At 51.8% G+C, this 26,034-nt stretch carries 16 protein-coding genes and 4 pseudogenes; 7 read left to right on the top strand and 13 right to left on the bottom strand.

Features of this window, described 5'->3' with window-relative positions; all coding sequences use genetic code 11:
* Positions 1-4 precede the first annotated feature (4 nt).
* Together ET810_RS03850 and gndA are read right to left on the bottom strand one after the other, a co-directional pair.
* A pseudogene (locus tag ET810_RS03850) lies at positions 5-1,355 on the bottom strand (DEAD/DEAH box helicase).
* A 121-nt stretch (positions 1,356-1,476) separates the two neighbouring features.
* Positions 1,477-2,934, bottom strand: a complete 1,458-nt coding sequence (gene gndA, locus ET810_RS03845) for an NADP-dependent phosphogluconate dehydrogenase (protein WP_087454881.1) — start codon at positions 2,932-2,934, stop codon at positions 1,477-1,479.
* Between the two features lie 247 nt (positions 2,935-3,181).
* On the opposite strand from gndA, the gene ET810_RS03840 reads away from it, so the two are divergent.
* A complete protein-coding gene (locus ET810_RS03840) occupies positions 3,182-3,679 on the top strand; it encodes a PaaI family thioesterase (RefSeq protein ID WP_134315895.1) in 498 nt (165 codons plus the stop codon).
* A gap of 68 nt (positions 3,680-3,747) precedes the next feature.
* Here ET810_RS03840 and ET810_RS03835 read toward each other — a convergent pair.
* Positions 3,748-4,823: pseudogene (locus tag ET810_RS03835) on the bottom strand (magnesium and cobalt transport protein CorA).
* A gap of 42 nt (positions 4,824-4,865) precedes the next feature.
* Here ET810_RS03835 and ET810_RS03830 point away from each other — a divergent pair.
* The 3 genes from ET810_RS03830 (at position 4,866) to ET810_RS03815 (ending at position 8,110) form a co-directional block, all read left to right on the top strand.
* On the top strand, positions 4,866-5,453 hold the full coding sequence (locus ET810_RS03830) for a class I SAM-dependent DNA methyltransferase (protein WP_087453941.1): 588 nt from the start codon (positions 4,866-4,868) through the stop codon (positions 5,451-5,453).
* A 370-nt stretch (positions 5,454-5,823) separates the two neighbouring features.
* Positions 5,824-7,506 carry an ATP-binding cassette domain-containing protein gene (locus ET810_RS12420; RefSeq protein WP_225870093.1) on the top strand — a complete coding sequence of 561 codons (1,683 nt, stop codon included), beginning with the start codon at positions 5,824-5,826 and terminating at the stop codon, positions 7,504-7,506.
* Positions 7,507-7,582: 76 nt separating this feature from the next.
* Complete coding sequence (locus ET810_RS03815; protein ID WP_225870105.1) at positions 7,583-8,110, top strand: hypothetical protein; 528 nt, start codon at positions 7,583-7,585, stop codon at positions 8,108-8,110.
* A gap of 79 nt (positions 8,111-8,189) precedes the next feature.
* On the opposite strand, the gene ET810_RS03810 is transcribed toward ET810_RS03815, so the two are convergent.
* The gene (locus ET810_RS03810) at positions 8,190-9,548 is read right to left on the bottom strand and encodes an NAD(P)/FAD-dependent oxidoreductase (protein ID WP_087453944.1); all 1,359 of its coding nucleotides are present in this window, start codon (positions 9,546-9,548) and stop codon (positions 8,190-8,192) included.
* Positions 9,549-9,720: 172 nt separating this feature from the next.
* On the opposite strand from ET810_RS03810, the gene ET810_RS03805 reads away from it, so the two are divergent.
* Positions 9,721-11,028, top strand: a complete 1,308-nt coding sequence (locus ET810_RS03805; RefSeq protein ID WP_087453945.1) for an SAM-dependent methyltransferase — start codon at positions 9,721-9,723, stop codon at positions 11,026-11,028.
* Between the two features lie 86 nt (positions 11,029-11,114).
* Here the strand turns inward: ET810_RS03805 and ET810_RS03800 are convergent, their stop codons facing one another.
* Both ET810_RS03800 and ET810_RS03795 read right to left on the bottom strand, forming a co-directional pair.
* Entirely contained in the window at positions 11,115-12,500 is a 1,386-nt protein-coding gene (locus tag ET810_RS03800; RefSeq protein ID WP_134317658.1) for an MFS transporter, read from the bottom strand.
* 233 nt (positions 12,501-12,733) lie between these two features.
* Positions 12,734-15,661: pseudogene (locus tag ET810_RS03795) on the bottom strand (FAD-binding and (Fe-S)-binding domain-containing protein).
* 156 nt (positions 15,662-15,817) lie between these two features.
* Between ET810_RS03795 and ET810_RS03790 the strand changes: the two are divergent.
* Entirely contained in the window at positions 15,818-16,798 is a 981-nt protein-coding gene (locus ET810_RS03790; RefSeq protein ID WP_087453947.1) for a bile acid:sodium symporter family protein, read from the top strand.
* 526 nt (positions 16,799-17,324) lie between these two features.
* Here the strand turns inward: ET810_RS03790 and ET810_RS03785 are convergent.
* Genes ET810_RS03785 through ET810_RS12415 form a run of 3 tightly spaced genes read right to left on the bottom strand, consistent with a single transcriptional unit; the run spans position 17,325 to position 18,575 of the window.
* The gene (locus ET810_RS03785) at positions 17,325-17,522 is read right to left on the bottom strand and encodes a hypothetical protein (protein WP_087453948.1); all 198 of its coding nucleotides are present in this window, start codon (positions 17,520-17,522) and stop codon (positions 17,325-17,327) included.
* 14 nt (positions 17,523-17,536) lie between these two features.
* Entirely contained in the window at positions 17,537-18,229 is a 693-nt protein-coding gene (locus ET810_RS03780) for a YceI family protein (RefSeq protein WP_087453949.1), read from the bottom strand.
* A gap of 19 nt (positions 18,230-18,248) precedes the next feature.
* Entirely contained in the window at positions 18,249-18,575 is a 327-nt protein-coding gene (locus ET810_RS12415) for a hypothetical protein (RefSeq protein ID WP_087453950.1), read from the bottom strand.
* Positions 18,576-18,757: 182 nt separating this feature from the next.
* Here ET810_RS12415 and ET810_RS03770 point away from each other — a divergent pair, with 182 nt between their 5' ends.
* The gene (locus ET810_RS03770; RefSeq protein WP_087453951.1) at positions 18,758-19,150 is read left to right on the top strand and encodes an RNA polymerase-binding protein RbpA; all 393 of its coding nucleotides are present in this window, start codon (positions 18,758-18,760) and stop codon (positions 19,148-19,150) included.
* Between the two features lie 85 nt (positions 19,151-19,235).
* Here ET810_RS03770 and ET810_RS03765 read toward each other — a convergent pair whose 3' ends face one another.
* The 4 genes and pseudogenes from ET810_RS03765 to cobN all read right to left on the bottom strand — a co-directional run.
* Positions 19,236-20,033: a polyprenol monophosphomannose synthase gene (locus ET810_RS03765; protein WP_087453952.1), complete on the bottom strand. Its 798-nt coding sequence runs from the start codon at positions 20,031-20,033 to the stop codon at positions 19,236-19,238.
* Positions 20,034-20,066: 33 nt separating this feature from the next.
* The gene (gene lnt, locus ET810_RS03760) at positions 20,067-21,623 is read right to left on the bottom strand and encodes an apolipoprotein N-acyltransferase (protein WP_134315897.1); all 1,557 of its coding nucleotides are present in this window, start codon (positions 21,621-21,623) and stop codon (positions 20,067-20,069) included.
* Between the two features lie 161 nt (positions 21,624-21,784).
* Positions 21,785-22,315 (bottom strand): FxsA family protein, encoded by a 531-nt coding sequence (locus tag ET810_RS03755; protein ID WP_087453954.1) that lies wholly within the window; start codon positions 22,313-22,315, stop codon positions 21,785-21,787.
* Positions 22,316-22,403: 88 nt separating this feature from the next.
* Positions 22,404-26,012: pseudogene (gene cobN, locus ET810_RS03750) on the bottom strand (cobaltochelatase subunit CobN); the annotation flags it as partial.
* Positions 26,013-26,034 lie beyond the last annotated feature (22 nt).

The following is a 26,034-nucleotide window of genomic DNA, read 5'->3' as shown; positions in this document are numbered from 1 at the left end:
GGGATTAGCTACGCCCACCGCGTTGTCCATCTTTCTTATTCTTTCCTCTAAAGCCCGTCGTACCACCACGCGACTTGGAAGCAGTACGTTGTTGGGGATGCCTATGGCGTGCCGCGGTGTTTCTCGTTGATTGTGACCCTTTTTGCCGCTGTTGTGGCTGTGCCGCACCGAACGGGGGCAAAGGCGCTCCCGTAATTTTTTGAGCTCCAGTGATACGCACTAGCTCTGGGGAATGAGCTGAGACTTCCAGAGATTCTGCATCCACGCCAGCTTTCTGTAGGAGCGTATCTACTTCCTGTATCTGTTCTTCCATAACAAGGGTGACCACTGTTCCAGAAGAACCTGCTCTGGCCGTGCGCCCTGCGCGGTGTAGATATGCTTTGTGTTCTGCAGGAGGATCGACGTGAACAACAAGGTCAACGTCTCCAATGTCTATGCCTCGAGCTGCTATGTCTGTAGCCACCAAAACCGGTACAGAGCCATCGGAAAAGCCTGCTATGGCATTTGTGCGGGTGTTTTGACCTTTATCACCGTGAATACCGACAGCGTTAATGCCGATGCGTCGCAGCTTTTTCACTTGACGGTCCACACCGTGTTTGGTCCGCATAAACATGATTGTTTTTCCCTTACGTCCTGCGATGCGCAGAACGACGTCATTACGGGCATCCCGGTCACCCACGTGCAAACGATAATGCGTCATCGTGTCCACGGCGGCAGCTACTTCCACAGTGGAATGTGTTACGGGATCATGCATGAAGCGCTCGACAAGCTTATTGACGTCGCCGTCTAAGGTTGCAGAAAAGAGCAAGCGCTGAGCATCGCGGGGGGGTGAGATCGAGGAGCTTAAGGACTTGCGGAAGAAAACCCATGTCTGCCATCTGATCAGCTTCGTCGAGAGTGGTGATCAGGACTTTATCGAGGAAGAGCTTCTTATTGTTCACGAGGTCTTGTGCGCGTCCCGGTGTTGCCACCAGAATATCAACAGGAGCCGCGAGCGCAGTGATATGGCGGTTAATGTTGACACCGCCAACAACATCAAGAATCCTGAGCCCCAAGGCTGCAGCGGGTTCGTCGAGACGCTCACGTACCTGGGCTGCCAGTTCTCTCGTAGGAACGAGAATCAGACCACGGGGATGCCCAGGAACCGAGGTCCCCGTTTTGGCTAGGGCCGCGATCATGGGAAGACCGAAGGTGAAGGTTTTCCCCGAGCCAGTAGGGCCACGCCCAAGAACATCTCGCCCTTTAAGGGCATCTGGGATTGCAGCCTCTTGGATAGGAAACGGTGTGGTTATCCCTTGGCGATTGAGCACATGGACGATGGACACCGGCAATCCGAGGTCGGAGAATGAAGTCATTGTATTGAGTGTAGACTGCGGCGAGGATTTAACTGATTTTGTAGCAAACGCACCTGCCGCTTGTCGCCTAGTGCGACAGTGGAACAGGTGCGTTGTCCACGTAAAAATACGTGAGATAGCTTTAAGACGTTTCGATCTCGCTACGGTCGCCGGACCATTGCGTGTGGAAGGTGCCTTCTTTATCAACGCGCTTGTATGTGTGTGCGCCGAAGAAGTCACGCTGTCCCTGAATAAGAGCAGCAGGCAGGCGCTCTGCGCGAAGCGAATCGTAGTAAGAAAGCGAAGAAGCGAAAACCGGAACGGGAAGTCCTAGCTGCGTGGCCGTGATAACAACTCGACGCCATGAATCCAGAAGACCGCCAAGTTCAGCCTTGAAATAGGGGTCCAGAAGAAGAGAAGGAAGAGCGGGGTCTGCGTCGTAAGCCTCACGGATACGGTTGAGGAATTTCGCCCGGATAATGCATCCGCCGCGCCAGATTGTGGCTAGGTCGCGAGGGTCTACAGACCATTTGTGCTCCTCGGAACCAGCCTGGATCTCATCAAATCCCTGGGCGTAAGCAACAAGCTTAGACGCGTAGAGTGCACGGCGGACGTTTTCGACGAATGTTTCTTTGTCTGTGTCGAGCTCATCGAGCGTAAGAAGCGCTCCGGAGGGGAGGCTGCCGATGGTCGCAGCGCGCTGCTTAGCTGCACTAGAGAGGGCGCGAGCGAAAACAGCTTCTCCGATGCCGGTCACTGGAATGCCCAAATCGAGAGCTGCCTTTACCGTCCAGCGGCCCGTTCCTTTTTGTCCGGCAGCATCGACGATGACGTCGATAAGCGGCTGTCCGGTTTCTGCGTCAACCTGGGATAGCACCTCAGCGGTGATTTCAATGAGGTATGAGTCAAGATCACCCTTGTTCCAGGTCTTGAAAACCTCAGCGATTTCCGCAGGCTCCATGCCGGCCGCATAACGCAGCAGCTGATAAGCCTCGCCGATAACCTGCATGTCGGCATATTCGATTCCATTATGAACCATCTTGACAAAGTGTCCCGCACCATCCGGGCCGATATGAGTTACGCAGGGCGTGCCATCGACGACGGCGGAGATGGATTCCAGGAGAGGGCCTAAGGCATCCCATGACTCGACGGGGCCACCAGGCATGATGGAAGGGCCGTTGAGAGCGCCTTCCTCGCCACCTGAAATGCCTGCGCCAACAAAGTTGAGTCCGCGCTCGGCGATGTCTTTTTCGCGGCGGATTGTGTCCGTGTACAAGGCGTTACCGCCGTCGATGATGATGTCACCTGGTTCCATGGCGTCTGCGAGTTGGTTGATCACAGCGTCAGTAGCGGGACCTGCCTGGACCATGATGATCGCCCGGCGCGGTTTCTCCAACGAAGCAACGAAGTCCTCAATTGTTTCTGAGGGGATGAAGTTTCCTTCAGAACCGTGTTCCTGCATCAACGTGTGGGTCTTTGCGGAGCTGCGGTTATAGACAGCTACGGTGTGTCCTTTATGGGCAAAGTTACGGGCGAGATTTGATCCCATCACCGCAAGTCCGACAACGCCGATTTGTGCCAAGTTGGATTGATCAGTCATAACATCAGAGGATACCCCGCGGGTAAGGAAAGGGCACAATAGCGCCATGTAGAGGGATTTCCATCTTGTAAAACTGGAGAAACAGGAGATGTGCCGATCTGTGGTTGGATTCGGGAAGAAGCGATGTACAGCCCGTGCCTATGTTTTGCCTGTTTGTGTTGCTTTGTGATGGATCTCTATCCGTATTTTCTGTCTGATCGGGCAGTAGGGACTACGGATAATCCATGAATCGGTTAGATTAGGGCGTATGGGCAACGGAACAAAAATGTTGGAAATGCTCGAGGGGCTCAATCAATGTGGTTTGAGCATTGAGCAGCTTGATGAGTTTAATTCTCTCAGTGAAGGCTTCAGCAAAACACTCGGTCTACGTTTTACAGAAATAACGTCGCAGTCGGTGAAAGCAGAGCTCCCGGTCAGTGATGCTCACTTGCAGGTTTCTGGGATGGTCAACGGGGGAGTGTATTCGTCGCTAGCGGAAACCGTTGGGTCTGTCGCCGGAGTTATTGCGGCTAATGGAAAACTCGTTGTCGGGGCTAATTGCACGACTGATTTTCTGGGAACAGTAAGCGCAGGGGTCATTGATGTGGATGCACATGTCATCCACCCAGGACGCACCAGCCAATTGATAGGGATTGACCTGTATCACCGGCACAAGCTGGTGGCGCGGGCGACTCTTCGCACGATCGTTATCACGCCACAACCTGAAGCCCCTAAGAAAGACAAGTTTAATATCAGCGCAGACTGATATTTCCCGATGCGTCGGTGAGTATAAAGCGACAGGCTAGAGAAGGCGATGGTGGGGGAGCCGGTCACTTACTTTTCTAGCCAACGCATCTTCTTGAAGTACCACCACAGCCATGTCACGATACCTATCATGACGGCGATGACTATGTATAATAGCCGTACTGAGAACCTAATTCAGGCATGTGCTCAAAGTTCATTCCATAAACGCCGGCTATCAGGGTGGGAACAGCTGCCATGCCCACGTAAGCAGAGATAGCTCGCATGTCAGAGTTCTGCTGGAGGGTAATCTTGGCCACGCCTGCGTCGATAAGCGCAGAGAGGCGCTCATCGAAGCTGATGACCTGATCTTTGACCACCATGATGTGGTCCAAGACATCGCGCAAATAGGAGCGAAGCTGCTTGTTGATCATGTCTTTATTGGCGCCGATCATCAAACGGAATGCCGGGTCTAAAGGATCGACAGAGTGGCGCATTTCGAGGATTTCCCTCTTGAGCATATAAATCTGTTCGATATTAAAGGTACTGCCGGGAGTAAAGACTTCTTCTTCTAGCTCATCGACGTCTTGGCTAAGCTCACCGACAATGCGGATGTAATTATCTACTAAGTGATCGGACCAGGCCCACGCGATACCCATTGGCTCATAAGCGTTAACCTCGTCAGGTGCATCGAGTCGAGCGTCGAGAAGCGGCAACTTTGTTTTATGTCGGATGGTGATGATGAAGTCGTCGCTGACAAGCATCTGGACCTCGCCTGTGTTGATGATATCGGAGGCATCATCGACAGTTTCGTGGTCACGATAAACAACGGAGCGGACCACAATGAAAAGTTGATCATCGTAGCGTTCGACTTTTGGACGTTGATGGGCTGCAACGGCATCCTCAACGATCAGCTCATGGATATCAAAGTCCTCAGCTAGCTGGATCATGTGGGCCTGCGTGGGTTCCTCAACAGAAAGCCACACAAAGGCGTGGTGTCCGTTTTTATTGAGGTCTTTTACCTTACGGAGTGCCTCATTATGCGTTAGCGCAGCTGTTTGTAGGCTTCCATCAACATACACTCGGCAGTGGTCAGTGATTTCTTCTACTGGCATCGCGGACCGGTGTGGCGGAAACTGGTGGACTTTGCGTGGCCTCATTGCGGGCATCTATGGGCCTCCTCAAAACTTGCGGTCTCTATACTTGTTTACATGCCAACTTGGAAAGACATGACTACACGTAACCCTGAGCACTCTCGCAACTATGCAGCTAGGTGGGATAACTTAGCTGCTGCAGGAAACGACATCGTAGGCGAAGCTCGGCTTATCGACGCCATGGCGCAGCGAGGAGCTCGTATTTTGGATGCCGGCTGTGGGCAGGGAAGAGTCGGCGGCTATCTTTCCGAACGTGGGCACACAGTAGTTGGTGTAGATATCGACGACTACCTTATCAGCCAAGCACGTTTGAATTATCCTCACGCTACCTGGCATGTCACCGACCTAGGCTGTGACGCTATTCCTGATAGCGGGTTTGACCTTGTGGTATGCGCCGGAAACGTAGTGACGTTTATAGCTCCGGAAAATCGTGCAGATGCACTGAAGAACATCTATGACGCAACGGCCGTGGGCGGTAGATGCATTTTTGGCTTTGGTGCGGGCCGCGGATATATTTTCCCTCACTTTTTTGAAGATCTTCGTGCTGCTGGTTTTAGCATCGACGCTAACTTTGAATCATGGGATCTACAGCCGTTTTCGGAAGAATCAACATTTTTGGTTTCGATTGTGAGCAAAAGACTTTAACATCTAAAAATGTAAAACGATGTTTTGCGTTGATTAATTTATAAAAATATTGAACTTCTTGGGATTGGATATCTGCAGCAAGACCTCAAGGAGTTCTTTTTATGTGGAATATTGTATGGCAGCTTGTTCGTCTTTATTTGCCTTCTTGGGAATATTTTGCTTATAAAATTTCCACGTGTAACTTCATGACTAGGATAACGTTACGCGGGTACCTGAAAGTGAAAGATAGGAAGATACAGGTTCTGACTCCCCAGGCATGTGTTGATTTTCTTATATTGGGTAACAGTATCTAGCGCTTTCCCTGTAGAGAAGACTATCTTGAAATCCAAATCAAAATCTTGGGTTTAGTAAACAGGGATATCGATCCCTAATGGTGGCTACTCAACCCACGTTGGAATTTTTGACTGGAATAGATCAACCGTCGATTGGCTCAAGATTGTTTATTAATATTGAAGGAATTAAAGTCACCCGTTCGAAGAGAAGTATTCTTGATATTTCTCAACTCGTAATAGACCAACGGCCTACGCTGCTATTGGGGATTAATGGGGCAGGTAAATCAACGCTTCTCTCAATTCTGGGAAGGAAAATAAAACCAGATGTAGGGACAGTGAGCAATTCTGGGGTGGTGGCTAGTGTAGAACAAACTTTCCGTCCAATTGTTGGTTTTACCTGTGCTGAATATTGTTCTTATGTTGCTTGGTTACGGGGGCAGTCTTGGAAAAATGCACGCAGAGATTGCGCAAGCTGGCTTGATTTTGTAGACCTTTCCCATGCTGAACGCCAACGATGTGAAAGCTTAAGTGGTGGCGAGCGTGCTCGCTTAGCAATTTCCACAGCTCTTAATTCAGGCTCGGATACGTTGCTTTTGGATGAACCTAGTGCAGCACTAGATCCGTTGAGCAAACAAAAAATCACTGCTATATACGAACGAGCGCATTGGATAAAGCGTCCTTCTTTGTGGCTATGCGCTATTTCTTCTGTGCTGTGTTTGATGCCTCTATCAAGCATAGAGGCATCAGGTTATAGCCAAACTGTCTTGGGTCAGTCAACGCTTACTTTTTATATCATGGCCCCAGCTACTGCCGCTGCCGTTGCATGGGAAATGTCTAGATTTCAAGCTGTTATCAATCTTGGTAGTAGTGCCATCCGCAAAATTATTGTAAGTAGAATTTTGCTGTTTTCTTTTTTCCCGACAATAGGTTATTTATTAGCGGTGTTATTTTTAGGAAACAACTTACGTTTCTTGTATTCAATAACATTTCTAGAAATGGTCTCCTATTCGTATGCCGTGGGTATAAGTTGGGTAGCTATAGGATGCACATTTGGTTTGATACTTAGGCCGTTAATCGCTGTCAGCCTTTCTGCAGCTGCTGCCTACACATGGTATGCATTGCTTCCTTCAGCGGCTCCACCTGGGGCAGTGCGCCGAATGGTCGGCGACCTGATTGCTTGCTGTTCACTAAATTCTGTTTTAGACAGCCGCGCTATCTTTGTAGCAGCGGGAACAGTAGTAAGCGTTGCTCTCATGGTGATCGGATTGGCTATTGGTTTCAAAGTTAGACCGATTAATGCAATGCCGATCTTTATAACAGGTTTGGCATTCCTTATCGGAAGCGGCTTAATCAACAGCAACGTGAATGCATTTGGTGTGATTGATCGTGATCGTTCAGATATGGTCTGCACTGATGATGTCTGTGCATGGCCAGAGGTATCGAAGAACAGCGTGGACCTCAATGCACAAGCTCGCGAAATTTTTAGGCACATCGCACCTCTGGAATGGAAACATTATGCAGATGGTCCTGCGACGTGGGGTGATGTCTCGAAGCAAAATCTAGAATTCAGCGGACAGCGGTCTCTCGAAGGCGTGCTGGGGGATTACGTTGACTACATTGGTTCATTAGAGCTAGCTCGGTCCGGCAGTCAATTGTGCGGAGTAAGTGCACAGGAAATAGGCATTGTGCGAAGTACTCTTCCGTGGAATCCAGCAGAACAGATTGAAATAAGCAAAGTTGAGCAGCGTCTAAGTCAAGCTTTATGTCCGGTACAAGGATAATATGATGCGATCACGGACGATTCTTTATTGCCGAGGTCATAAACTGTGGGAGGCCTGTCTATTAACTGGTATTGTGATGTTTGCAGTCTACGGTGCTGGAAGTACGGTCGTTAATATACCGTGGCTCAGTGGCTTGCATGCTGTAACTCTCAATGGCGTTGTTGGAACAGCCTACGCTTTTAACGTTGTTTTGATATTTCGCAATGAGATATCGCGGTTAGAGCAGGGTTCATCGCATTCATGGAAATGGGTTAACGGCGTTATTTTCATAGTGCTGTGGGGGTTGCTCTGGATGGCTGCATTAGGTGCAGATGATGGTGCACGATTTGCGTATATAGCTACAGCTACTGTCACTCTGGGATTGTGCATAGGAGTCGGCGGATTTGTACGCACAGATACGCTTATGCTGCTACTCATTGCGCAATTCCTTGTTCAAACCATAGTGTGGCAAAGCTTAGAAAACACGCCATGGAGACATCTTCTTTTTGTAATAGATGAGCCGCCGTTGCATATAACTCTGGTGGTCAGCTTTGTTGCTTTGATAGTAAGTTTCTTCCTTCTCGGTAGGTTCCAACAACGAGAAGACGGAAACCAAAGAGTTTAAGTCCCAATGAGGTAAGGCCCCTTGCTACATGAAAATTTTCATGTAGCAAGGGGCCTTACCTCACGCAGGAAGTCGATTACTAGTTTTTGGCTTCCAAATTTTTATCCTGCTCTGCAAGCGCGCCACGTGCATGCAGCTGTTGGCGAGTGGTCGCCAAGTTCCAGCGCTTACGTGACAGCGCGTTGATTCCCCATGAGAAAGCTGCAGTCGCGCGGTTGCGGAAACCGACGAGGAACATGAGGTGGACGCAGAGCCACATGACCCACCCGATGAAGCCTGTGACCTCAACTTTTCCAAGTTTGACCACGGCATTGAACCTAGAGACGGTAGCCATGGAGCCTTTATCGTAATATTCAAAAGGCTCGCGCTCGTCGGCACTGCGTCCTTCAACCTCGGCTGCGATCTGTTCTGCAACATACGCGCCACCCTGGATAGCGGTTTGCGCGACACCGGGAAGGTTGTTTAGCGACATCATGTCACCAATGACAAAGACATTTTTCTCGCTGCCTACAGAGAGATCCGGGTTAACGGGGACGCGTCCAGCGCGATCAACGTCCACTCCGAGCTGATCGGCGAGAACCTTACCCAAAGGGGAAGCGGCGACGCCAGCAGACCAAATCTTGCAGAAAGAGTTGATGGTGTGGGTGGAGTTATCCGTCGTAGATTTGTAGGTGACTGAGTTTTCATCAACGTCGGTGACGATGGCGTTGAGTTTAACTGTCACACCAATCTTTTCGAGCTCACGCTGAGCGTTACATCCCAGACGCTTGCCAAAAGGCGGCAAAACCTGGGGGGCACCATCAAGGAGGATGATCTTTGCATTGGCGGGGTTGAAGCGAGTGTATTCGCCTGCCAACGTCCGGTGCGCCATCTCTGCAAGCTGACCCGCCAGTTCAACACCTGTAGGACCTGCGCCAACGATCACGAAGGTGAGAAGACGGTCTCGCTCGGCAGGATCATCGCAGATCTCTGCGCGCTCGAAGGCTCCGAGGATGCGCGCACGTAGTTCAAGGGCATCGTCGATCGTCTTCATACCTGGGGCATACTGTGCGAAGTGATCATTTCCAAAGTAGGACTGCCCTGCACCGGCGGCCACGATCAGGGAGTCATACTCGATGGTCTTGGAGTACTCGCCAAGTGACGCAGACACTGTCTTAGCCGAGGTATTAATGTCGGTGACTTCGGCTTTGACAACGTTGACGTTGTCCTGTTTGAGCAGGACTTGGCGTGTCTGGGGGGCAATTTCACCCGAGGAAAGGATGCCGGTTGCTACTTGATAGAGCAACGGCTGGAAAAGGTGGTGGTTTGTCCGGTCGATCAAAGTAATATCGACGTCAGCATCCTTGAGGTTCTGGACCGCGAATAGACCACCGAAGCCGGAGCCAATCACGACGACGTGATGGCGGCCGCCTTCAGGGCGAAATGGGTTGTCAGACATTGAAAACTGTCTCCTCGACTAAAAAGTGAAAAAAGTCATTCGCTAGTGTGATTTTCGCCCGCTTTTGAGCGACTTCTTTATGGTAGTCCTACTTGGCTGGTAATTCATCATCCGCTCCCTGCTTCGCGCGTCTGCGCTCATAAACGATTCGCTCACACTAAGCTTGTCCCTTGTGAAAGGACATTCAGGCTCGCGTGATCATCTTGTGCGTATCGACGCCGAAATGTGGCCAAGCATAGCCACTGTGCCTGAGGGCTTTCGGATTACAATGAAGGCGCGTAAAGCGGAATCAGAGTTTGCTGCTGCTTGTTTCAAAGCCGGCTTGCGTCTTGACGGTGAGGACCCGGATCTCGTTGTAGTAGAGGAAACCTTGTTTCGTCGAATAGCTGCGGCTGGCTGGCTTGGGCTTGCCGAAGGCTACATGGCGGAAGAATGGACGTCTGAGCGGCTGGTTGACGTACTAGTAAAGCTTTTTGCTGTGGGGTATAACCCGAAGGGCTCCCATGCCTCGTTAGGGGGCGAATACCAGGGGAAAGAGATTCCGCCACAACTTGTCAGGCTGTTTTCTGGGGACGGAATGAGCGTTCATGGGACCGTCTTTTCCTCGGGTGTTCCCACCACAGAGAGAACTTCCGTAAGAAGTTTTGTCAGAGGCGCGGGAAAAGCTAACGAACCAGCGAGTCACTTTGTAGACGTCACTACGGTGAGTGACCCCACAATAGTGGAGAAAGCCGACCTCGGGGACGGACAGCTACGAGCAACAACGATGCTTCTCGACGCAGCACACGTGCATGCAGGGACACATCTCCTTGATTTCCCCAGTTCTGGGCCTGTCTTAGCCATCAATGCGGCACATCGGCGTGCAACCGTTGACGTCTTGACGGCTGATCGTGAACATTCTCAAGACATGAAGTACGTGCTAGATCTCGCGAAAGTCGAGGGTAGCATCCATGTGGAGTTGCTTGATACCTCGATGCCAGAAGCTGCTGCATGGCCCATGAGCTATGACGTGATTACCAGCGTAGAAAAGCTTGAGTTTATGGGTCCTCGGATGCGCAAACGCTATGTGCAAACACTTGATCGCCTGCTTACCGCGGGTGGTTATCTTGCGGCGCAATCCGTGGTGCTGACTGGACTCATGCCGGATGTTGCCACAAGTGCGTTAAATGTGTGCAAAGCATATATTTGGCCAGCCTTAGACCTTATGACGATGGAGAACGTACATAAGCTTTTCGACGTCTCCTCAGATTTGAGAATCACCGCGGAAACACATGTCGGGGGCCATTATCAGGAAGGGCTGCGCCTGCAGCGAGCCACATTTGAAGGCCTCCTGCGGGAGGCCGCTGCAGATGGTTTTGACCCGGTATACCGGCGGCTATGGGTATTCCAATTGGCTATTCGGGAAGCGTTGTTCCGCGTTGGAGCGCTGGACGCTGTGCAGATCACGGCGACAACAAGGAACCGCAGGCGACGTCGATAAGCAATAAAACGACACAATGCACCCATGCGCCATGACCTTGATATCTTGATCACGCACAGGGGTGCATTGTGTTTATTTGCTAGGGGCTAGATCTCGGACATGTCAAAATGCCGTGTTTCTTTCATGCAGAAAACCGCGACTAGCGTGATGAGTGATACGACAATGAGGTAGATTCCGACCACTCCGACCCCATAAGAATGAACAAGGGCAGTAGCAATGAAGGGAGCCACCGCAGCACCCAGGATGGATGAAACGTTGTAACTAATTCCCGATCCCGTGTACCGAACATTGGTGGGGAACAGCTCTGGGAGGACTGCAGACATCGGGCCGAAGATGAGGCCCATGATAAACATTCCGATCGCGAGGAAAGCCAAGACGCTGCCCTCGGTAGCCGTTGCGGGATTGAGGAAGAGCTTAAACGACAACCCGAAAACAATCATGACTATCGAGATACCAATGAGCGAGGACTTTCGGCCGCGACGATCTGCCATTTGTCCTGCCAGAGGGATACCAATGATGAAAGCGACGATAGAAATAAGCTGGAGTTTGAGGAAGTCGATATAGGGGATTCCAAGGCCCAGGCCAAGATCTTTTTTGCCGATGCCATAGGAGAGTACCCATGTGGTGACTAGGTAAAACAGTGTGTAGCAGCTCAGCATGATGAAGGTCCCCAAGATCATGGGGCGCCAAGCTGTCTTGAAAGCCTCGGTCAGCGGAGTTTTTACCTTCTTGCCGGACTTTACTGCTGCTTTAAAGACAGGGGTTTCTTCAAGGGTAAAGCGAACCCATAAACCGATAATCACCATTACTGCAGACATCGCGAAGGGGACCCGCCAACCCCATGTCATGAAAGCGCCTTCAAGATCGCCGTTTGTGTGTCCCAGGGTAGTGACCAAAAACAGGAAGAAACCGTTGGCCAGGAGGAAACCAAAAGGAGCTCCTAATTGTGGCCACATTGCGGCCCATGCGCGTTTGCCTTTTTCGGCTGTTTCAGTTGCCAAAAGAGCAGCTCCTGACCATTCGCCTCCTAGCCCTAGACCTTGGCAAAACCTCATGAGAGCCAAAAGCGCGGGTGCGGCTATACCTACTTGGGCGTACGTGGGCAGGAATGCAATAAGAAAAGTGGCTATGCCCATCGTAAGCAAGGAACCTACGAGAGTGGCTTTTCGTCCAATACGATCCCCAAAGTGCCCGAAAATGATAGAGCCCAATGGGCGGGCTACAAAGGCCAAGCCGAAAGTGGCAAAAGACGCGAGCAAGCCAACGGTTGGATCTTCATTTTTGGGGAAGAACAGGTGGGGAAACACCGCAACCGCGGCTGTGGCATAAGCGTAAAAATCGTAGAACTCAATGGTAGTTCCCACCAGGGAAGCGGTGATGATTTTACGTCTCATGGCTTTATCTACTTTTGGACGTGCTGTCCCATGGGTATTGCGTTCCGCCGTGGCGGGGGCGGTCGATGAGCTCATCATCACACTCCTTATGCATCGATATCCATCCGAGAGGGTGGAACCCCTAACATAGCTTCCCGCAGTGTGGGATGTAAATATCATTTTGTGGGATTTTGTGGGATTTTGTGGAGTGTGGGAAGGTGCATAGGAAGGGAAAGATCGTATGAAACAGGTGAAATGCGTAGTGACCTGCCCAAATGGTGCAGGTCACTACGATGTGGCTGGAAAGGTGTGGAGATAAAACCTTTACCTATTTAAGGGGATATTACTGGTCGGGAGACTCGTTCCAGGAGAGTTGCCACATGCTCGAAGGGCTTTCCAGACATCATCTCAAGCCCCATCTCACACGTGCGATTGGAGGCTACAAAGCAATCAAAATTCCCTGTGTCGAGCGCGACGCGTTCCTCGCGAGTGGCGGATTCCGTGAGTTCCGGATGCAGCATGACTCAATCTCCGGCAGACCCACAGCAATGTGCGCCGGAGGGAATCGTCACTGTCCCTGCGACGGCTGCTACGTGAGTAAGCGTGTCGACCAACCCCATGTGCTGGATGGAACACGTAGGGTGCAGCCCGATAGTTCCTATATTTTCCGTAATTGCAAGGTGATCGATAACTTCAGCGTCGAGCCATTCCACCACGTCCAAGATTCTTAACGCGTGGAATCGTTGCAGGTCTTCTCCGTCAAGGGCGTCGGGAGCATGGTCTAGTAGTCCATGAACGCAGCTTGACGCATCGATAATGATGGGAAGTTCGCCTTGGGAAGACCAGTTCCACATGGCATTGACCAGTGATCCAACTGTAAAAGCGAAAGCCTCGTCGTATCCTTTTGAAGACCAAGGCGTGCCGCAGCAAAGCCCCGCGACGTTTTCTGGGATCCATACGGGTGCTCCGGTTCGGCGCCCCAGCTCCACGATGGAGTGGGGTAGATCAAGAGAGCCAGGGGCAGAATGCTGCGAAGGTCCGAACATTCTGTTGATGCACGCTGGAAAATACACCGCACGAGCTCCCTCGCGTTAGGTGCTAGGCAATCGTTGGGCTGCTTTGGGGAGTTCGCCGGGGATAGTGGGAAGGATATCGGGATTGATGACCCCGCGAGCTGTGTCAGAGAGGACTTTTATTGTGTTGGTGCCAAGAGCATGGGCGCTTATAACCCCACCGCGGACTAGTTTTTCCACGACGTCCCATTTTTGTGCGCCTGATAAGGCGACTTTTTGCGCAGTACGCGTCGTTTGTGCAGATCGGAAGCCTTTCATCACTTTTCCGGTATCAATACTGATCGGGCAGGCGATGGAGATGGAGCACACTCCGTCTGCAGCGCACATATTGATTGCGGCGTATTGGTATTCTTCCTGCAGTTTTTCAGTACAGGGGAGTCCTGCTTTTGTCGCGCCATTTCTCGACGTAATACGATTCTCTGCCTGGGTGTTACCGTGACATGCCGAGAAGGGCACACAGGTTCGCAAAAGCCGCATTCAACGCAAGGATTAATCTCTTCTTCTAGCTGCGGGAAGGTCTTAAAATTCTTGAGGTGAATATCCTGTGACTTTGTGAGCTTGACGTCAGGGGAGAGTATCCCAACTGGGTCCAGAAGATGTTTTACTTCCCACATGAGGTTCCAGGCCTGCGTTCCCCATTCGCGTTCCAAGAAGGGGGCCATGTTGAGGCCGGTTCCGTGTTCTGCCTTGAGCGAACCGTCATAACCATCAAGAACGAGGCTCGCCAGATCATCAAGGAATCTGGCATATTTTCACGTTCTTCTTGCATGCCAAAGTGCGGGAGGATGAAGAAGTGCAAGTTCCCAAAAGCTGCATGGCCCATGACCATTTCGGGATACCCGTACGTGGCAAGTAGATCGAGCAAATCGGCGGCAGCTTCACCAATTCTTTCGGGCGGGAAGCAGACGTCTTCAGTAATGAGGGCCGTTCCCTGAGGGCGATCTGACCCAATAACGCCAAAAGTCCGTTGCGGATGTGCCACGCTCCGCGTTGTCCCTCTGGGGTCTTATCAAACTGAAGCGGAGCGATGAGTCGTGCCTCGGATAAAACCTCCGTGGCACGTTCGATAGCCTTATCGAGCGCATTTTCATCAACACCACCTACTTCTAAAAGTAGGGCAGCGCTGTTGTTTGGAATGGAGGCCCAAGAACTAGGGGCTTCGGGGAAATTGCCGACGGACCGCTTAAGAACAGGCGCAACGAGCAATTCGCATGCTTCCGCTCCGGTCTGCATGAGTGGACTGACATAGTTTGCTGCGTCTCTAATGTCATTAAGCATCACCCAGGCCACAGCCCTTTTCTTTGGTAGTGGAACTGTGCGGATAACGGATTCTGTTATGGCGCCGAGGGTGCCTTCCGAACTCACCATGAGCTTGAGTAAAATGCGTACGGGTTGGTCTTCGTCGAGAAAAGCGTCGAGACGCAATCCGTTAGTGTTTCGGATGGAAAACTTGGTACGCAAGCGTTGAACAAGTTGCGAATCTGAGCGAATGCGATCGCGTAATTCGAGTAAACCCTGATGGAGTTCAGGTTCCTGAAGCTTGAAAGCCTCGTCTCCTTGTGCGGTGTCGATTACCGAGACACTGGGTAAAACAATGCGGGCATGTTCTATACAATGGTAGGTGTCCCGCTCTATTGAGCAGCGCATTCCTCCCGCATTATCTGCGATAACGCCACCAATCGTACACACGGAGGTGGATCCGGGGTCGGGGCCGAGCATGACTCCCGACCTGCCAAGGACGGCTTGGGCATCACCTAAGATTGTGCCTGGGCGGGACCAGAGCTTTTTGCCGTCATCGAGTACCTCTAGGCCTTGAAAGTGGGTTTTGAGGTCGATCAAGATGTCATCACTGGAGGCTTGTCCATTAAGCGAGGTTCCGGCGGCCCGGAACGTGAGGTGCCGCTGTTCACTTTTGGCAAAAACCATCAATTGGGAAAGATCATCCTCGTTTCGCGGACGAACCACTACTTGAGGAATACGCCGGTAGGGAGAACCGTCGGAGGCAAAACGGATGAGATCTGATAACGAGCCTAAAACATTCTTGCGTCCTACTATTGCGGAAAGCTTATCGACGAGCCATGGGGGCGTGCCGTGTAATAATAGTTCAGGACCTGCCGCATCGGCTTGAGAGGTGGACCTGGCGGGCTGTCCAATATTGGCTGGATCTGGGATGAATAGCTTCTTCATAGTCTCAGGGTAAGCGTGCAGATGGCACTTATGGCCTCAAAAATGTGTACAAACGGGAAATTTCACCCTCATGGGTGTGGTTTTGGGATTTATATCCCACTGTATGGAACACATTGCTAGGCTTTCTCGAAAGCGAAATGAAGTGAGGTCGTTGATATGTCAATGCTCGATAGTCACGAACATGTGGAAAACGAACGTGGGGGAGCTACGGCAGAAGAGCGCTCGGCGAAGGTGGCGGTGGTATGTTTTCCGCTGGTGATCCTCGTAGGGGCGGTCATTGCGTACCTTTCCCCAGAAACGTTTGTAGGTTTTAAACCTCTGGTTAATCCCATGCTCATGCTGATCATGTTTTCCATGGGATTAACAATCACGTTGCCGGATCTGGGCGAGGTGGCACGTAGGCCGTTGCCGATTATCGCGGGCGTGGCATGTCAATTTATTGTGATGCCGTTATCGGCGTTGTTGATTTCCCGCGCATTAGGCTTTAACGAGGCCATCACCTTTGGGCTTATTTTGTTGGGATCCGTGCCGGGCGGCACGGCTTCTAATGTGATCGCATATTTGGCGAAGGGGGACGTTGCACTTTCTGTTGCAATGACGTCGGTATCCACACTGGTTTCACCTTTAGCCACGCCCGCATTGATGGTGCTGCTGACTGGACGCAGCGCGGAACTTAATGCTGTGGGGATGACCGTTAGCTTGCTCAAGGTTGTTCTAGTGCCAGTCCTTGCAGGACTTGCGCTGAGGTGGCTGGCGGGGAAGATTATTGATCGAATCCTGCCAGTTCTTCCATGGTTTTCCATTGCCGTCATTGGGTTTGTCATGGTGATTGTGGTGTCTGGAGCGCGAGATAAGTTGGCAGTGGTTGGCCTTATTGTGGTCGTAGGTGTGGCGCTTCAGAACTTCATTGGCTTTGTCTTTGGATATGTGAGTGCGAAGCTTCTTAAAGAGGATGAGGCTGCATGTCGGACAACGTCTATTGAGGTGGCTACGCAGAATTCGGGTCTTGCTGCCGCAATGTCTGCTCAGTTTTATTCTCCTGAGGCGGCATTGCCGGGTGCGATCGCAGCAATGTACGCGAATGTGTCTGGCGCTATTTTTGCGGCCATCATGCGAAATCGTCATCGAGCAGTCTAGATGTTGTCTGTGTATCGACTGCTTGCAGCTGCCGGTATGGGATATATCGCGGTAGGGGTTCCAGCAGGACAGATCTAAAATGACATAATGTACATTATCGGACAATTAGTACTGTGGGGTTATGCCTGACAGATCTGACGGTCAATGAATATGTGTATAGCTGCTTCGCGCCTTTGTGGAAATGTTATAGCTCTCTCGTCAAGACCTGAATGCGATGCTGTGCTGTTCTTTATTTTTGTTAGATCTCCGTGTGTACGTCGTGTACGCCTTTGTGTGTGAATCATTGACGCATCGGGCTTGATGTAGAACGTAAAGCGATGAGAAATCCCTTTGTAGCTTTGCGACCTCTGTTTTGTGAGGTCTTTAATCTGCTGACTGTTGGCTCACGTTTGATCCGACGACAGGCTTTGAGATGTTTTCTACCCTACGGTCTTTCCTGGAGCGACGACGAGAGACTATACATGCCCTTTATTACGTCACTGTGACGTAATAAAGGGCATGTATTTTTTTGTACTAGGTCTTCTAGCTATTGGTGGTCTCCTTGAACGTTGTCTCCTGTATTCCTCCGCTCTCGATATGCATAATAAAGCTGAATGAGCGTGATAACGGAAAAAACAGCTGCAAAAACTGCCAACCACGGTAGCTTTTCATAGATCATGAAAGCAGCAAAACCTAGAAGGACGATGAAGCGTAGCCATAGTCCGGGGATCATCCTTGATGCCATGAATAAGTGACTCTCTAGTTCTTCTTAAGGGTAAGTAAGACGTTGATTTCGCCATTCGTATCAATTTTAGCGGCCGCGAATTCTGGGGTGTTCACATCATAATCGAGACGATTAATCGGGATAGTTGAAGAAAGCTTGACGGTGTCTCCGTCGCGAACGATCGTGAAGTTGGGAGAGATCGCATTCGTCTTACCGTGAATAGTAAGTTTGCCTGGGATCGTAATCTCCGTTGTTGTTCCATCTTCAGGGATGGATGAAACATCCGTGGATCCGGTGGTCTCAAAGGTTGCTTCCGGATATTTTTCCACTTCAAAGATCTTGGCGCGCACGTTGTTATCGCGTTTATCGTTATCAGTGCGGATGTCTGCCATGTTAATGGCTACTTTTCCTGAAACGATCTTCTGATCTTTCACTTCGACCGTGCCGGTTACACTTTGGGTTGATCCAGAGGTAACGCGTTTTTCTGCCGGCAGCACCTCGTAGAAAGTGAACCCCGCAGAACTGATATTTGGGGCCTTGCCATAGATAACTTTCCACGTTCCGTTGATGTCGGTTGTGGCGGCCTTCGCGTCGGATGCATCAAGAGCTTCGGTTTTTACACCGGGTCCGTTGACGAGTGGGATAATTGCCATGGCAACGGCAAAAACAGACAAAAGAACAACGATAACTGCCGTGCCAAGTGCAATGAGTTTATGCTTTTTTTCCATGGGTGCGCTAGTTATCCTTCTACCTGAGTTTCTCTATCTGTTTAGCTAATGCGACCAGTTCAGAACAAAGTTGCTGCATCTCTGTTGGATCGGCGCCCTCTGAACTAGCGGTGGCGATGTCTTCTGCGGCGCAGCGAAGCTCAAATAAAGAGTCGCGTAGCTCACTAACTCGCTCAGGTCGTAATACTACTGCGTTTTCTGGTACCGCTGGTCCTATACTCGCGGTTCTTTGTTCATATGCCCGCTGCCTGCAGGAATGTGAACAAAATTTCTTTGGACGTCCGCGTCCAGGACTAGCAAATTCTTTACCGCACCATGCACACGTATTAAGCCTTGAAGTAGACATCCACTTCAGTGTAAACCACCAAGACCCACCTGGATTAGTTACGTGTAAGGCAGTGATCCCCTATTTAAGGAACCTGAGGAACAAAAACTACTGGTTCGTACGTTATAGTGGAAGACCTTGAGCGTTTTCTCCGTAATGGAGACTTCGCCGTGCCCCTTTGAGATGGAAAGGACTGATCCCCTATGTCAGATCGTGTTTTGCGCGGCAGCCGCATGGGTGCTGTCAGCTACGAAACCGACAGGGACCATGACCTGGCTCCTCGTCAGATGGTTCGATATAAGACAGAAACCGGCGAGATCTTTGACGTACCCTTTGCACATGACGCGGAAATTCCAGGTACGTGGCTATGCAAAAACGGCCAGGTCGGAACGCTCATGGAGGGTGAAGGCGTTGAATCCAAGCCGGCAAAGCCACCGCGTACGCACTGGGATATGCTTCGTGAGCGTCGTTCTATCGAAGAGTTGGATCTGCTTCTAGAAGAGCGCATTGAACTCCTGCGTAAGCGTCGTCGTAACGCTGCGCGATTGTTGAAGCAGCAGCAGGAAGAAGCTGCAGCGCAAGCAAATAGTCAGTAATTTTACTGATCTTTCAAAGTGATCACCCCACGCAGCTCGTAGGAGCATCGCGTGGGGTGATCACTTTTGTATGTTTGAGATTAGATCATGTGCATTTTCGGAAAGCAGCGATCTCGTGCTTCGCCAGCTTAGAACCTTCGCGGTAGATGTTAGTGATCTGCTCTTTTCGGTGGTTGAGTCCCCACTTGGTGACTTCGAGGAGAGAATCTTTAACAAAGCTTCCATCTAGCTTGGATTCCCCGATTTCGCGCTCTGTGAACGTAATTGGTACTTCACGAACATCGAACCCTGCGCGTACCACACGCCACGCCATATCGACCTGGAAAATATAACCTGTGTTGGATAGCTCGTCGAGATCGATAGCCTCCAAAACTTCACGCTTGAAGGCTCGGTACCCTGCCGTCATATCCGATAGCCCGGCGCCAAGGGCAACGGAAATGTAGATGTTGCCGCCCTTGGACAAGACCCAACGGTTTTTAGGCCAGTTCACTACTTTGCCACCTGGGACGTACCGGGAACCGATAACAAGATCGGCCCCTGCGTCTACCTGGTCAAGGAGCAAGTGCAGTTGCTCAGGTGCGTGAGAACCATCTGCGTCCATCTCACACAACACTGTGTAATCACGCTCAAGGCCCCAACGGAAGCCTGCCACGTAGGCACCGCATAGGCCGCCTTTGCCCTCTCGATGGAAAACCTTGATGTGGCTATCCTTTTCTGCCAAAGCATCGGCTGCTTTGCCGGTTCCATCGGGGCTGTTGTCATCGACAATCAGAATGTCCACGTCAGGAGCGTCCTCACGGACACGACCGGTGATGAGGGGAAGATTCTCCAGCTCATTGTAGGTGGGAATGATCACCAGGGTCTTATCGCTGGGCTTGGTCATTGCTTTAAGTGACTCCTTGGTAGGCGGTTAAAACTAGCGCTTAGCGGTTCGAGGCTTCAGCTTGCGGCTGGTTCCTCTACCGGTGCTTGTGCTCTGAAAGAACAACGACCACAAAGCGCACATGGTTCCTATGATAACCAAGGCGTATTCAATATAGGTGCCATACCTAGCTGAAAAGGTCAGCGTGTCGCGAAGAGGAAGCGCGTCTTCCAAGGTAGCAGACTGGAATATTTTAGTTTGAGAAATAACGGAACCATCGGGCTTGACCAGCGCGGAGACCCCAGACGTTGCTGCTACGACCACTGCCCTATCGAATTCAATTGCCCGCATGCGGCTCATTGCCAATTGTTGATAGGTCATGTCTGTGAACCCGAAAGTAGCGTTGTTAGTGGGGGCTGTAAGTATCTGAGCACCAGCAGCAACTGCGTCGCGGCCGGCTTTATCAAATGCAACCTCATAACAAGTGGCAATGCCTACGGCTATGTTTTGTCCTGTGGTGGCGGCAGTCATGTGAACAACGCCGTTGCCATCTCCCGGTTTAAAATCTCCAGCCAGATCTACCAATGGCGAGAGTTTCCTAAAGAAATCTCTCCACGGCATGTACTCGCCAAAGGGCTGAAGGTATTTCTTGTTGTGGGTCTCCCCTATGCCTGTCTGCGGATCGAAAACCACCATGGAATTTCGATGTCCCACAGCATCTTTGGTGATGGTGCCTACAAGGATAGGGGCTTGTGCATGCGCCACGGCCTGAGAAACAAGTTGTCCGGCCTGTTGATCGCTCAACGGGCTAACATCGGATGAGTTTTCCGGCCAGATTACTAGGTCCGGTTGCTCAGATAGTTTTTCCGTTTCCCTCACATGATTGGCTAGCACGGCCCGGCGTTGAGCATTGAAATCGAGCCCTAAGCGTGGAACGTTGCCTTGTATAGCCGCTACTTTCACGGTTCCCTGTTCATGCGCTCGCCCGTTCGTGAGCGTTGCGACGCCCGCCACTAGGAGAACCGCGACCATAATGGACGCTGTTTGGCGTCGATAAGCGGCATTGATCACGAATTGCCAGAGTGCTGCTCCCATAACCGCAGTGAGAAGTGATACCAGGGCTGGTCCTCCCCAAGAGGCTACTTCTGCGAGTGGGCCATCGATCTGGCCCCACGCAGTACGAACCCAGGCGAAACCACCGAACGGAAAATTAGACCGTGCCCATTCCACCGCCACGATGAGAAAGGGGAACCAGATCCATCCCAAACGATGTTGTAAAAGTCGGACGCCTACTATTCCCAGCGGAATGGAATACAAGGACAGAAACGTGGAAAGCGCAATGTAGGGCATTGCTCCAACAAACTCACCTATCCAGGGCAAAAGAAGCAGAAAAAGCGTCACGGAATAAGTAAAACCCAGGAGCGCACCAGTTTTACCTGACGGGTGGTTTCCCTTCCATGGAGCTAAAGCACCGCATAAGAGTGCAATCCCGATGGGCGCCGCGAAAAACCACCCCAGGGGGGCGTAGGAAGCATAAACAGACAGTCCAGCGATAGCTGCGATCGCAGATCGGATAAGGAGTGATCGCATGGCGTGCGAGGACAAAGACATAAACATTGCTCACTGATCAAGAGACGGGAAAGAACACACGCCCAGACTTGGGTGGAAAATGGCTGGCCCACGTGCCACCATTCCCTGAGAAAGACATAAGCGCTATTGAGTGAGGCTACAAAAGAAGTTTCTGTATGAAAAGCCTTAGCAGCTAGAACGTCTTATTTTTGTTGCGGGTTCGGCCCGTGTGGTCCCCCGAAATCCTCAGGCTTTATATCGCGGGACCATTGTTGAATCTCTTCCTCGTTAAGCTGATCATGTTCGATGACTGACTGGGCGCCAAAGCTTCCATAACTGGCGTGTTGCCTATAGCTATTGGTTGCCTCGAAACTACGAACACCCATGTCTTCAATCTTTTTTCGAAGCCCTTTGGCCAAAAACGACCGAATGAACGCTCTAGTGGGCGGGAGAATAAGCAAAAGCCCGAATATGCTCGTGACAAAGCCAGGCAGCGCAACTCCTACTGCCCCGGCGGCTAATAACCCTAGGTCGCCAGCAGCGCGACCGGGAGATGAGCTGCCGGCCGCTAGACGCCGTGAAATGCTTCGCATTTCAAAGGCCGCAAGAAATAAGCCGCCAAAAAGAAAAGCGATGAGTGCGATGAGCGCAGTGGCGGTCCCTAGCCACTGAGCAACACCCCAGAAGGCAAGAGCTTCAATCAAAATGTACGGAAGACCAATAAAAAGCGGCATAGCCCTTACTTTACTGTTTTTGTCTTATCGATGATGCTCTAGCAGTTTCAGCAGCTTCTGGGGCCGTCAGACTCTCACTTTTATTGAGAGAATCTTCTTCCAAGGCGCCTTCCATCTCTAGGAAGGTTCCACGCAGGGTATCCAAGGCTTCTGCTGTGGGGTTTTCCCATAGGCCACGATCTGCAGCCTCAAGCAGGCGTTCGGAAATATCGCGGAGTGCCCAAGGGTTAGATGCCTCGAAGAATTCTTTGTTCTCTGGATCCTTCACGTATGTATCCGTCAGCGTCTCATACATCCAATCGTCCATGAGCCCGGTGGTCGCATCGTATCCAAAGAGATAATCAACGGTAGCGGACATCTCAAAGGCGCCCTTATATCCATGCTTGCGCATAGCCGCAATCCACCGTGGGTTGACCACGCGGGCACGGAAAACCCGGCGCGATTCCTCATGCAAAGTGCGGGTTTTGACGGTTTCCTGACGCGTCGAGTCGCCGATATAGGCTTCAGGGTCTTTGCCGGTGAGTGCACGCACTGTAGCAATCATGCCGCCGTGGAATTGGAAGTAATCATCGGAGTCGGCGATATCGTGTTCCTTGGAGTCCACGTTCTTTGCGGCGGCCTGGATTCGTCGATAAGCAGTGCGCATATCGTCAGCGGCTTCTACCCCGCTCATACCGCGGCCGTAGGCGTAGCCGCCCCACGCGGTATAGACATCCGCAAGGTCCTTATCATCGCGCCAGGTGCCGGACTCGATGAGCTCAAGCAGCCCGGCTCCATATGTGCCTGGTTTTGAGCCGAAAATGCGTCGTACGTGGTCGTGCTGGGCTTCGTCAAGCGCATGGGCCTTGATGTAGTTCATGTTTAGCGGCTCGTCGAGATGGGCCACTAGCTGGACGGCATCGTCGATAAGCGCAAGCACGTGAGGGAACGCGTCGCGGAAGAAACCAGAAATGCGGACTGTTGTGTCGATGCGTGGTCGTCCGAGTTCTTCGAGCGATATTACTTCTAGGTCAACCACCCGGCGCGATGCTTCATCCCATACGGGGCGCACTCCAAGGAGCGCGAATACTTCGGCGATGTCGTCTCCGGAGGTGCGCATGGCGGAGGTTCCCCAGACGGAAAGCCCGACGGATGTTGGGTAGTCTCCTTCGTGTTCTGCCCGGTATCGCTCGATGAGGGAATCTGCGAGGAGTTGGCCGGTTTCCCATGCTAGGCGGGATGGGAGTGATTTGGGATCGACTGAGTAGAAGTTGCGCCCCGTGGGTAGGACGTTGACTAGGCCTCGCATGGGGGAGCCGGAGGGACCTGCTTCAATAAAACCTCCATCGAGTGCGCGGAGGATCTGGTCGATTTCCCGCTCTGATTGGGCTAGTCGGGGGATGATTTCCTTGCATGCAAAGCTGAGGAGCTTGGCTAGTTCTTCTTTGTTTGCGTTTCCAGGTAGTTCGGTTGCGTCCAGGATGGAGTCCACACTGTTGGGATTCCAGTCTGCGGCGTCGAGCTCTATGAGAAGAGCATGGGCGATTTTTTCTACTGCATCTACCCTGCCGAGGGTTTCATCGCCGGCTTCGGATAATCCTAGGGATTCGCGTAGACCTGGTACTGCTTTGTCGCCTCCCCAGAGTTGGCGGGCGCGCAGCATTGCGAGAACGAGCTCGATGCGGACTTCCCCGGTGACTGCTTCTCCTAGGATATGGAGTCCGCCGCGTATGGCTGCGTCTTTGATCTCGCAGAGCCATCCGTCGATCTCCATGATTTGATCATCAAAGGCGTCTTCGTCAGGGCGTTCTTCCCAACCAAGGTCTTTGTCCATTTTTGCTGCTTGAAGCAGAGTCCAGATTTCTTGGCGGATAGCGGGGAGTTTGGCGGGATCCATGGACGCAATGTTTGCGTGCTCGTCGAGAAGCTGTTCGAGTCGGGTGATGTCTCCGTAGCTTTCGGCGCGCGCCATGGGCGGAATCATGTGGTCGACAAGTGTTGCATGGGCTCGTCTTTTGGCTTGTGTTCCTTCCCCTGGGTCGTTGACAAGGAAGGGATAAATGAGTGGTAGCTCGCTGATTGCTTGGTCCGGGTAGCATTCAGCGGAAAGACCTGCGTTTTTCCCGGGTAGCCATTCCATGTTCCCGTGCTTGCCCATGTGTACGATGGCATTGGCTCCAAAGATTTCCCGGAGCCAATAGTAGACCCCTAGGTAGTGATGGTTGGCGGGGAGATCGGGATCGTGATAGATGCCGACAGGGTTTTCGCCGAAGCCGCGGGGTGGTTGCACCATTACGACGATGTTGCCAAACTGCAGTCCAGCTATGTAGAGTTCGCCGGTTTCCTGGTTGACGTAATGAGTGCCGGGGGCTTGTCCCCAGTGTTGGGTCATCTTGTCTTGCATTGCTTGCGATAAGGATGCAAAGAAGTTGAGATAATCCGTTTGGGAAAGTTTGAGGGGATTATTCTTGATTACCTCGTCGGTGAGCCATTCTGGGTCGTGTCCACCTGCCGCGATGATGGCGTGCATTAACGCGTCTCCATCATGAGCGCCGTCTTCTGAGTACCCCGGTATTTCGCTGGTGTTACCGAGATCGTAGCCTGCGTTATTGAGGGCTTGAAGGACGCGAAGCGTAGAAAGCGGAGTGTCGAGCCCCACGGCGTTGCCGATGCGGGCGTGCTTGGTGGGGTATGCAGAGAGCATGAGGACGAGTTTTTTGTCTTTATTCTCGATAGTCCGTAGTGCCGCGTGGCGGATGGCTATTCCGGCAAGGCGGGAGCATCGTTCGGCATCGGGTACATAGGAGATGAGGCCGTCGGAGTCGTATTCTTTGAAGGAGAACGGTACGGAGATGAGTCGCCCGTCGAATTCTGGTACTGCGATTTGGGTGGCTACATCGAGAGGGCTGAGTCCCTCGTCGTTGTCTTCCCATTCGGAGCGCGCATTGGTGAGCGCAAGACCTTGGATGATGGGCACGTCGAGAGCTGCAAGCTTTGCGACGTCCCACGTTTCATCGTCTCCGCCAGCTCCTACGGTAGCCGGTTTTGTGCCGCCAGCCGCGAGCACGGTGGTGATTAAGGCATCGCATGTGCGCAGTTCTTGGAGTAATTCTTCTGATGCTTGGCGCAGGGATGCAGCAAAAATTGGTACGGGTAGTCCGCCTTTTTCTTCGATGGCGCGGGAGAGGGCCTCAATGTAGGCGGTGTTACCTGCTAAATGCTGTGCGCGGTAATAAATAATGCCGATCCGGGGAGCCTGCGGTGGGACCGTAACCGTGGAGGTTCTGTCCAGGTGTCCCCACACCGGCATATGCTGTGGTTCTTCAAAGCCTAAGCCGGTGAAAAGCAGCGTATCGGAGAGGAAATTATGCAGGTTTATAAAATTAGATTGGCCGCTCTCGGCTAAGTACGTATGGGCTGTGGTGACAACTCCTGCCGGTGCGGTGGATAGCTCGGTGAGCTCAGCGTCCACTGCGAGTTCGCCGGAAACGGCTACCAACGGAACCGAAGAGGCGAGGATCTGCTCTAAGCCGGATTCCCATGCGCGTTTTCCTCCCAAAAGACGGACGACAAAGACGTCAGTCTGTGCGATAAGCTCGTCGAGTTTTTCCTCGGAGACATAGTTTGGGTTAGCACAATGGAAGCTGACGTTATCAGTTTCTCCCGCTACTTTGGCCGAAAGGAGATCTGTATCCGATGTAGACAAAAGCGTGATCATGCGAGGCAAGGTGTCCTTTCGT

This window comes from Corynebacterium silvaticum (assembly GCF_004382825.2).
Lineage (GTDB): Bacteria > Actinomycetota > Actinomycetes > Mycobacteriales > Mycobacteriaceae > Corynebacterium > Corynebacterium silvaticum.
The sequence above is the reverse complement of the archived record's forward strand: the minus strand, read 5'-3'. Positions and strand labels throughout refer to the sequence as shown.

Excerpts from the sequence above, each read along its gene's own strand:
- ET810_RS03800 (WP_134317658.1), bottom strand. The coding sequence starts at position 12,500 with ATGATGAGCTCATCGACCGCCCCCGCCACGGCGGAACGCAATACCCAT.
- ET810_RS03790 (WP_087453947.1), top strand. The coding sequence starts at position 15,818 with ATGTCAATGCTCGATAGTCACGAACATGTGGAAAACGAACGTGGGGGA.
- ET810_RS03785 (WP_087453948.1), bottom strand. The coding sequence starts at position 17,522 with ATGGCATCAAGGATGATCCCCGGACTATGGCTACGCTTCATCGTCCTT.
- ET810_RS03840 (WP_134315895.1), top strand. The coding sequence starts at position 3,182 with ATGGGCAACGGAACAAAAATGTTGGAAATGCTCGAGGGGCTCAATCAA.
- ET810_RS03780 (WP_087453949.1), bottom strand. The coding sequence starts at position 18,229 with ATGGAAAAAAAGCATAAACTCATTGCACTTGGCACGGCAGTTATCGTT.
- gndA (WP_087454881.1), bottom strand. The coding sequence starts at position 2,934 with ATGACTGATCAATCCAACTTGGCACAAATCGGCGTTGTCGGACTTGCG.
- ET810_RS03755 (WP_087453954.1), bottom strand. The coding sequence starts at position 22,315 with ATGCCGCTTTTTATTGGTCTTCCGTACATTTTGATTGAAGCTCTTGCC.
- ET810_RS03770 (WP_087453951.1), top strand. The coding sequence starts at position 18,758 with ATGTCAGATCGTGTTTTGCGCGGCAGCCGCATGGGTGCTGTCAGCTAC.
- ET810_RS03765 (WP_087453952.1), bottom strand. The coding sequence starts at position 20,033 with ATGACCAAGCCCAGCGATAAGACCCTGGTGATCATTCCCACCTACAAT.
- ET810_RS03830 (WP_087453941.1), top strand. The coding sequence starts at position 4,866 with ATGCCAACTTGGAAAGACATGACTACACGTAACCCTGAGCACTCTCGC.
- ET810_RS03815 (WP_225870105.1), top strand. The coding sequence starts at position 7,583 with ATGTTTGCAGTCTACGGTGCTGGAAGTACGGTCGTTAATATACCGTGG.
- ET810_RS03810 (WP_087453944.1), bottom strand. The coding sequence starts at position 9,548 with ATGTCTGACAACCCATTTCGCCCTGAAGGCGGCCGCCATCACGTCGTC.
- ET810_RS12420 (WP_225870093.1), top strand. The coding sequence starts at position 5,824 with ATGGTGGCTACTCAACCCACGTTGGAATTTTTGACTGGAATAGATCAA.
- ET810_RS12415 (WP_087453950.1), bottom strand. The coding sequence starts at position 18,575 with ATGTCTACTTCAAGGCTTAATACGTGTGCATGGTGCGGTAAAGAATTT.
- lnt (WP_134315897.1), bottom strand. The coding sequence starts at position 21,623 with ATGTCTTTGTCCTCGCACGCCATGCGATCACTCCTTATCCGATCTGCG.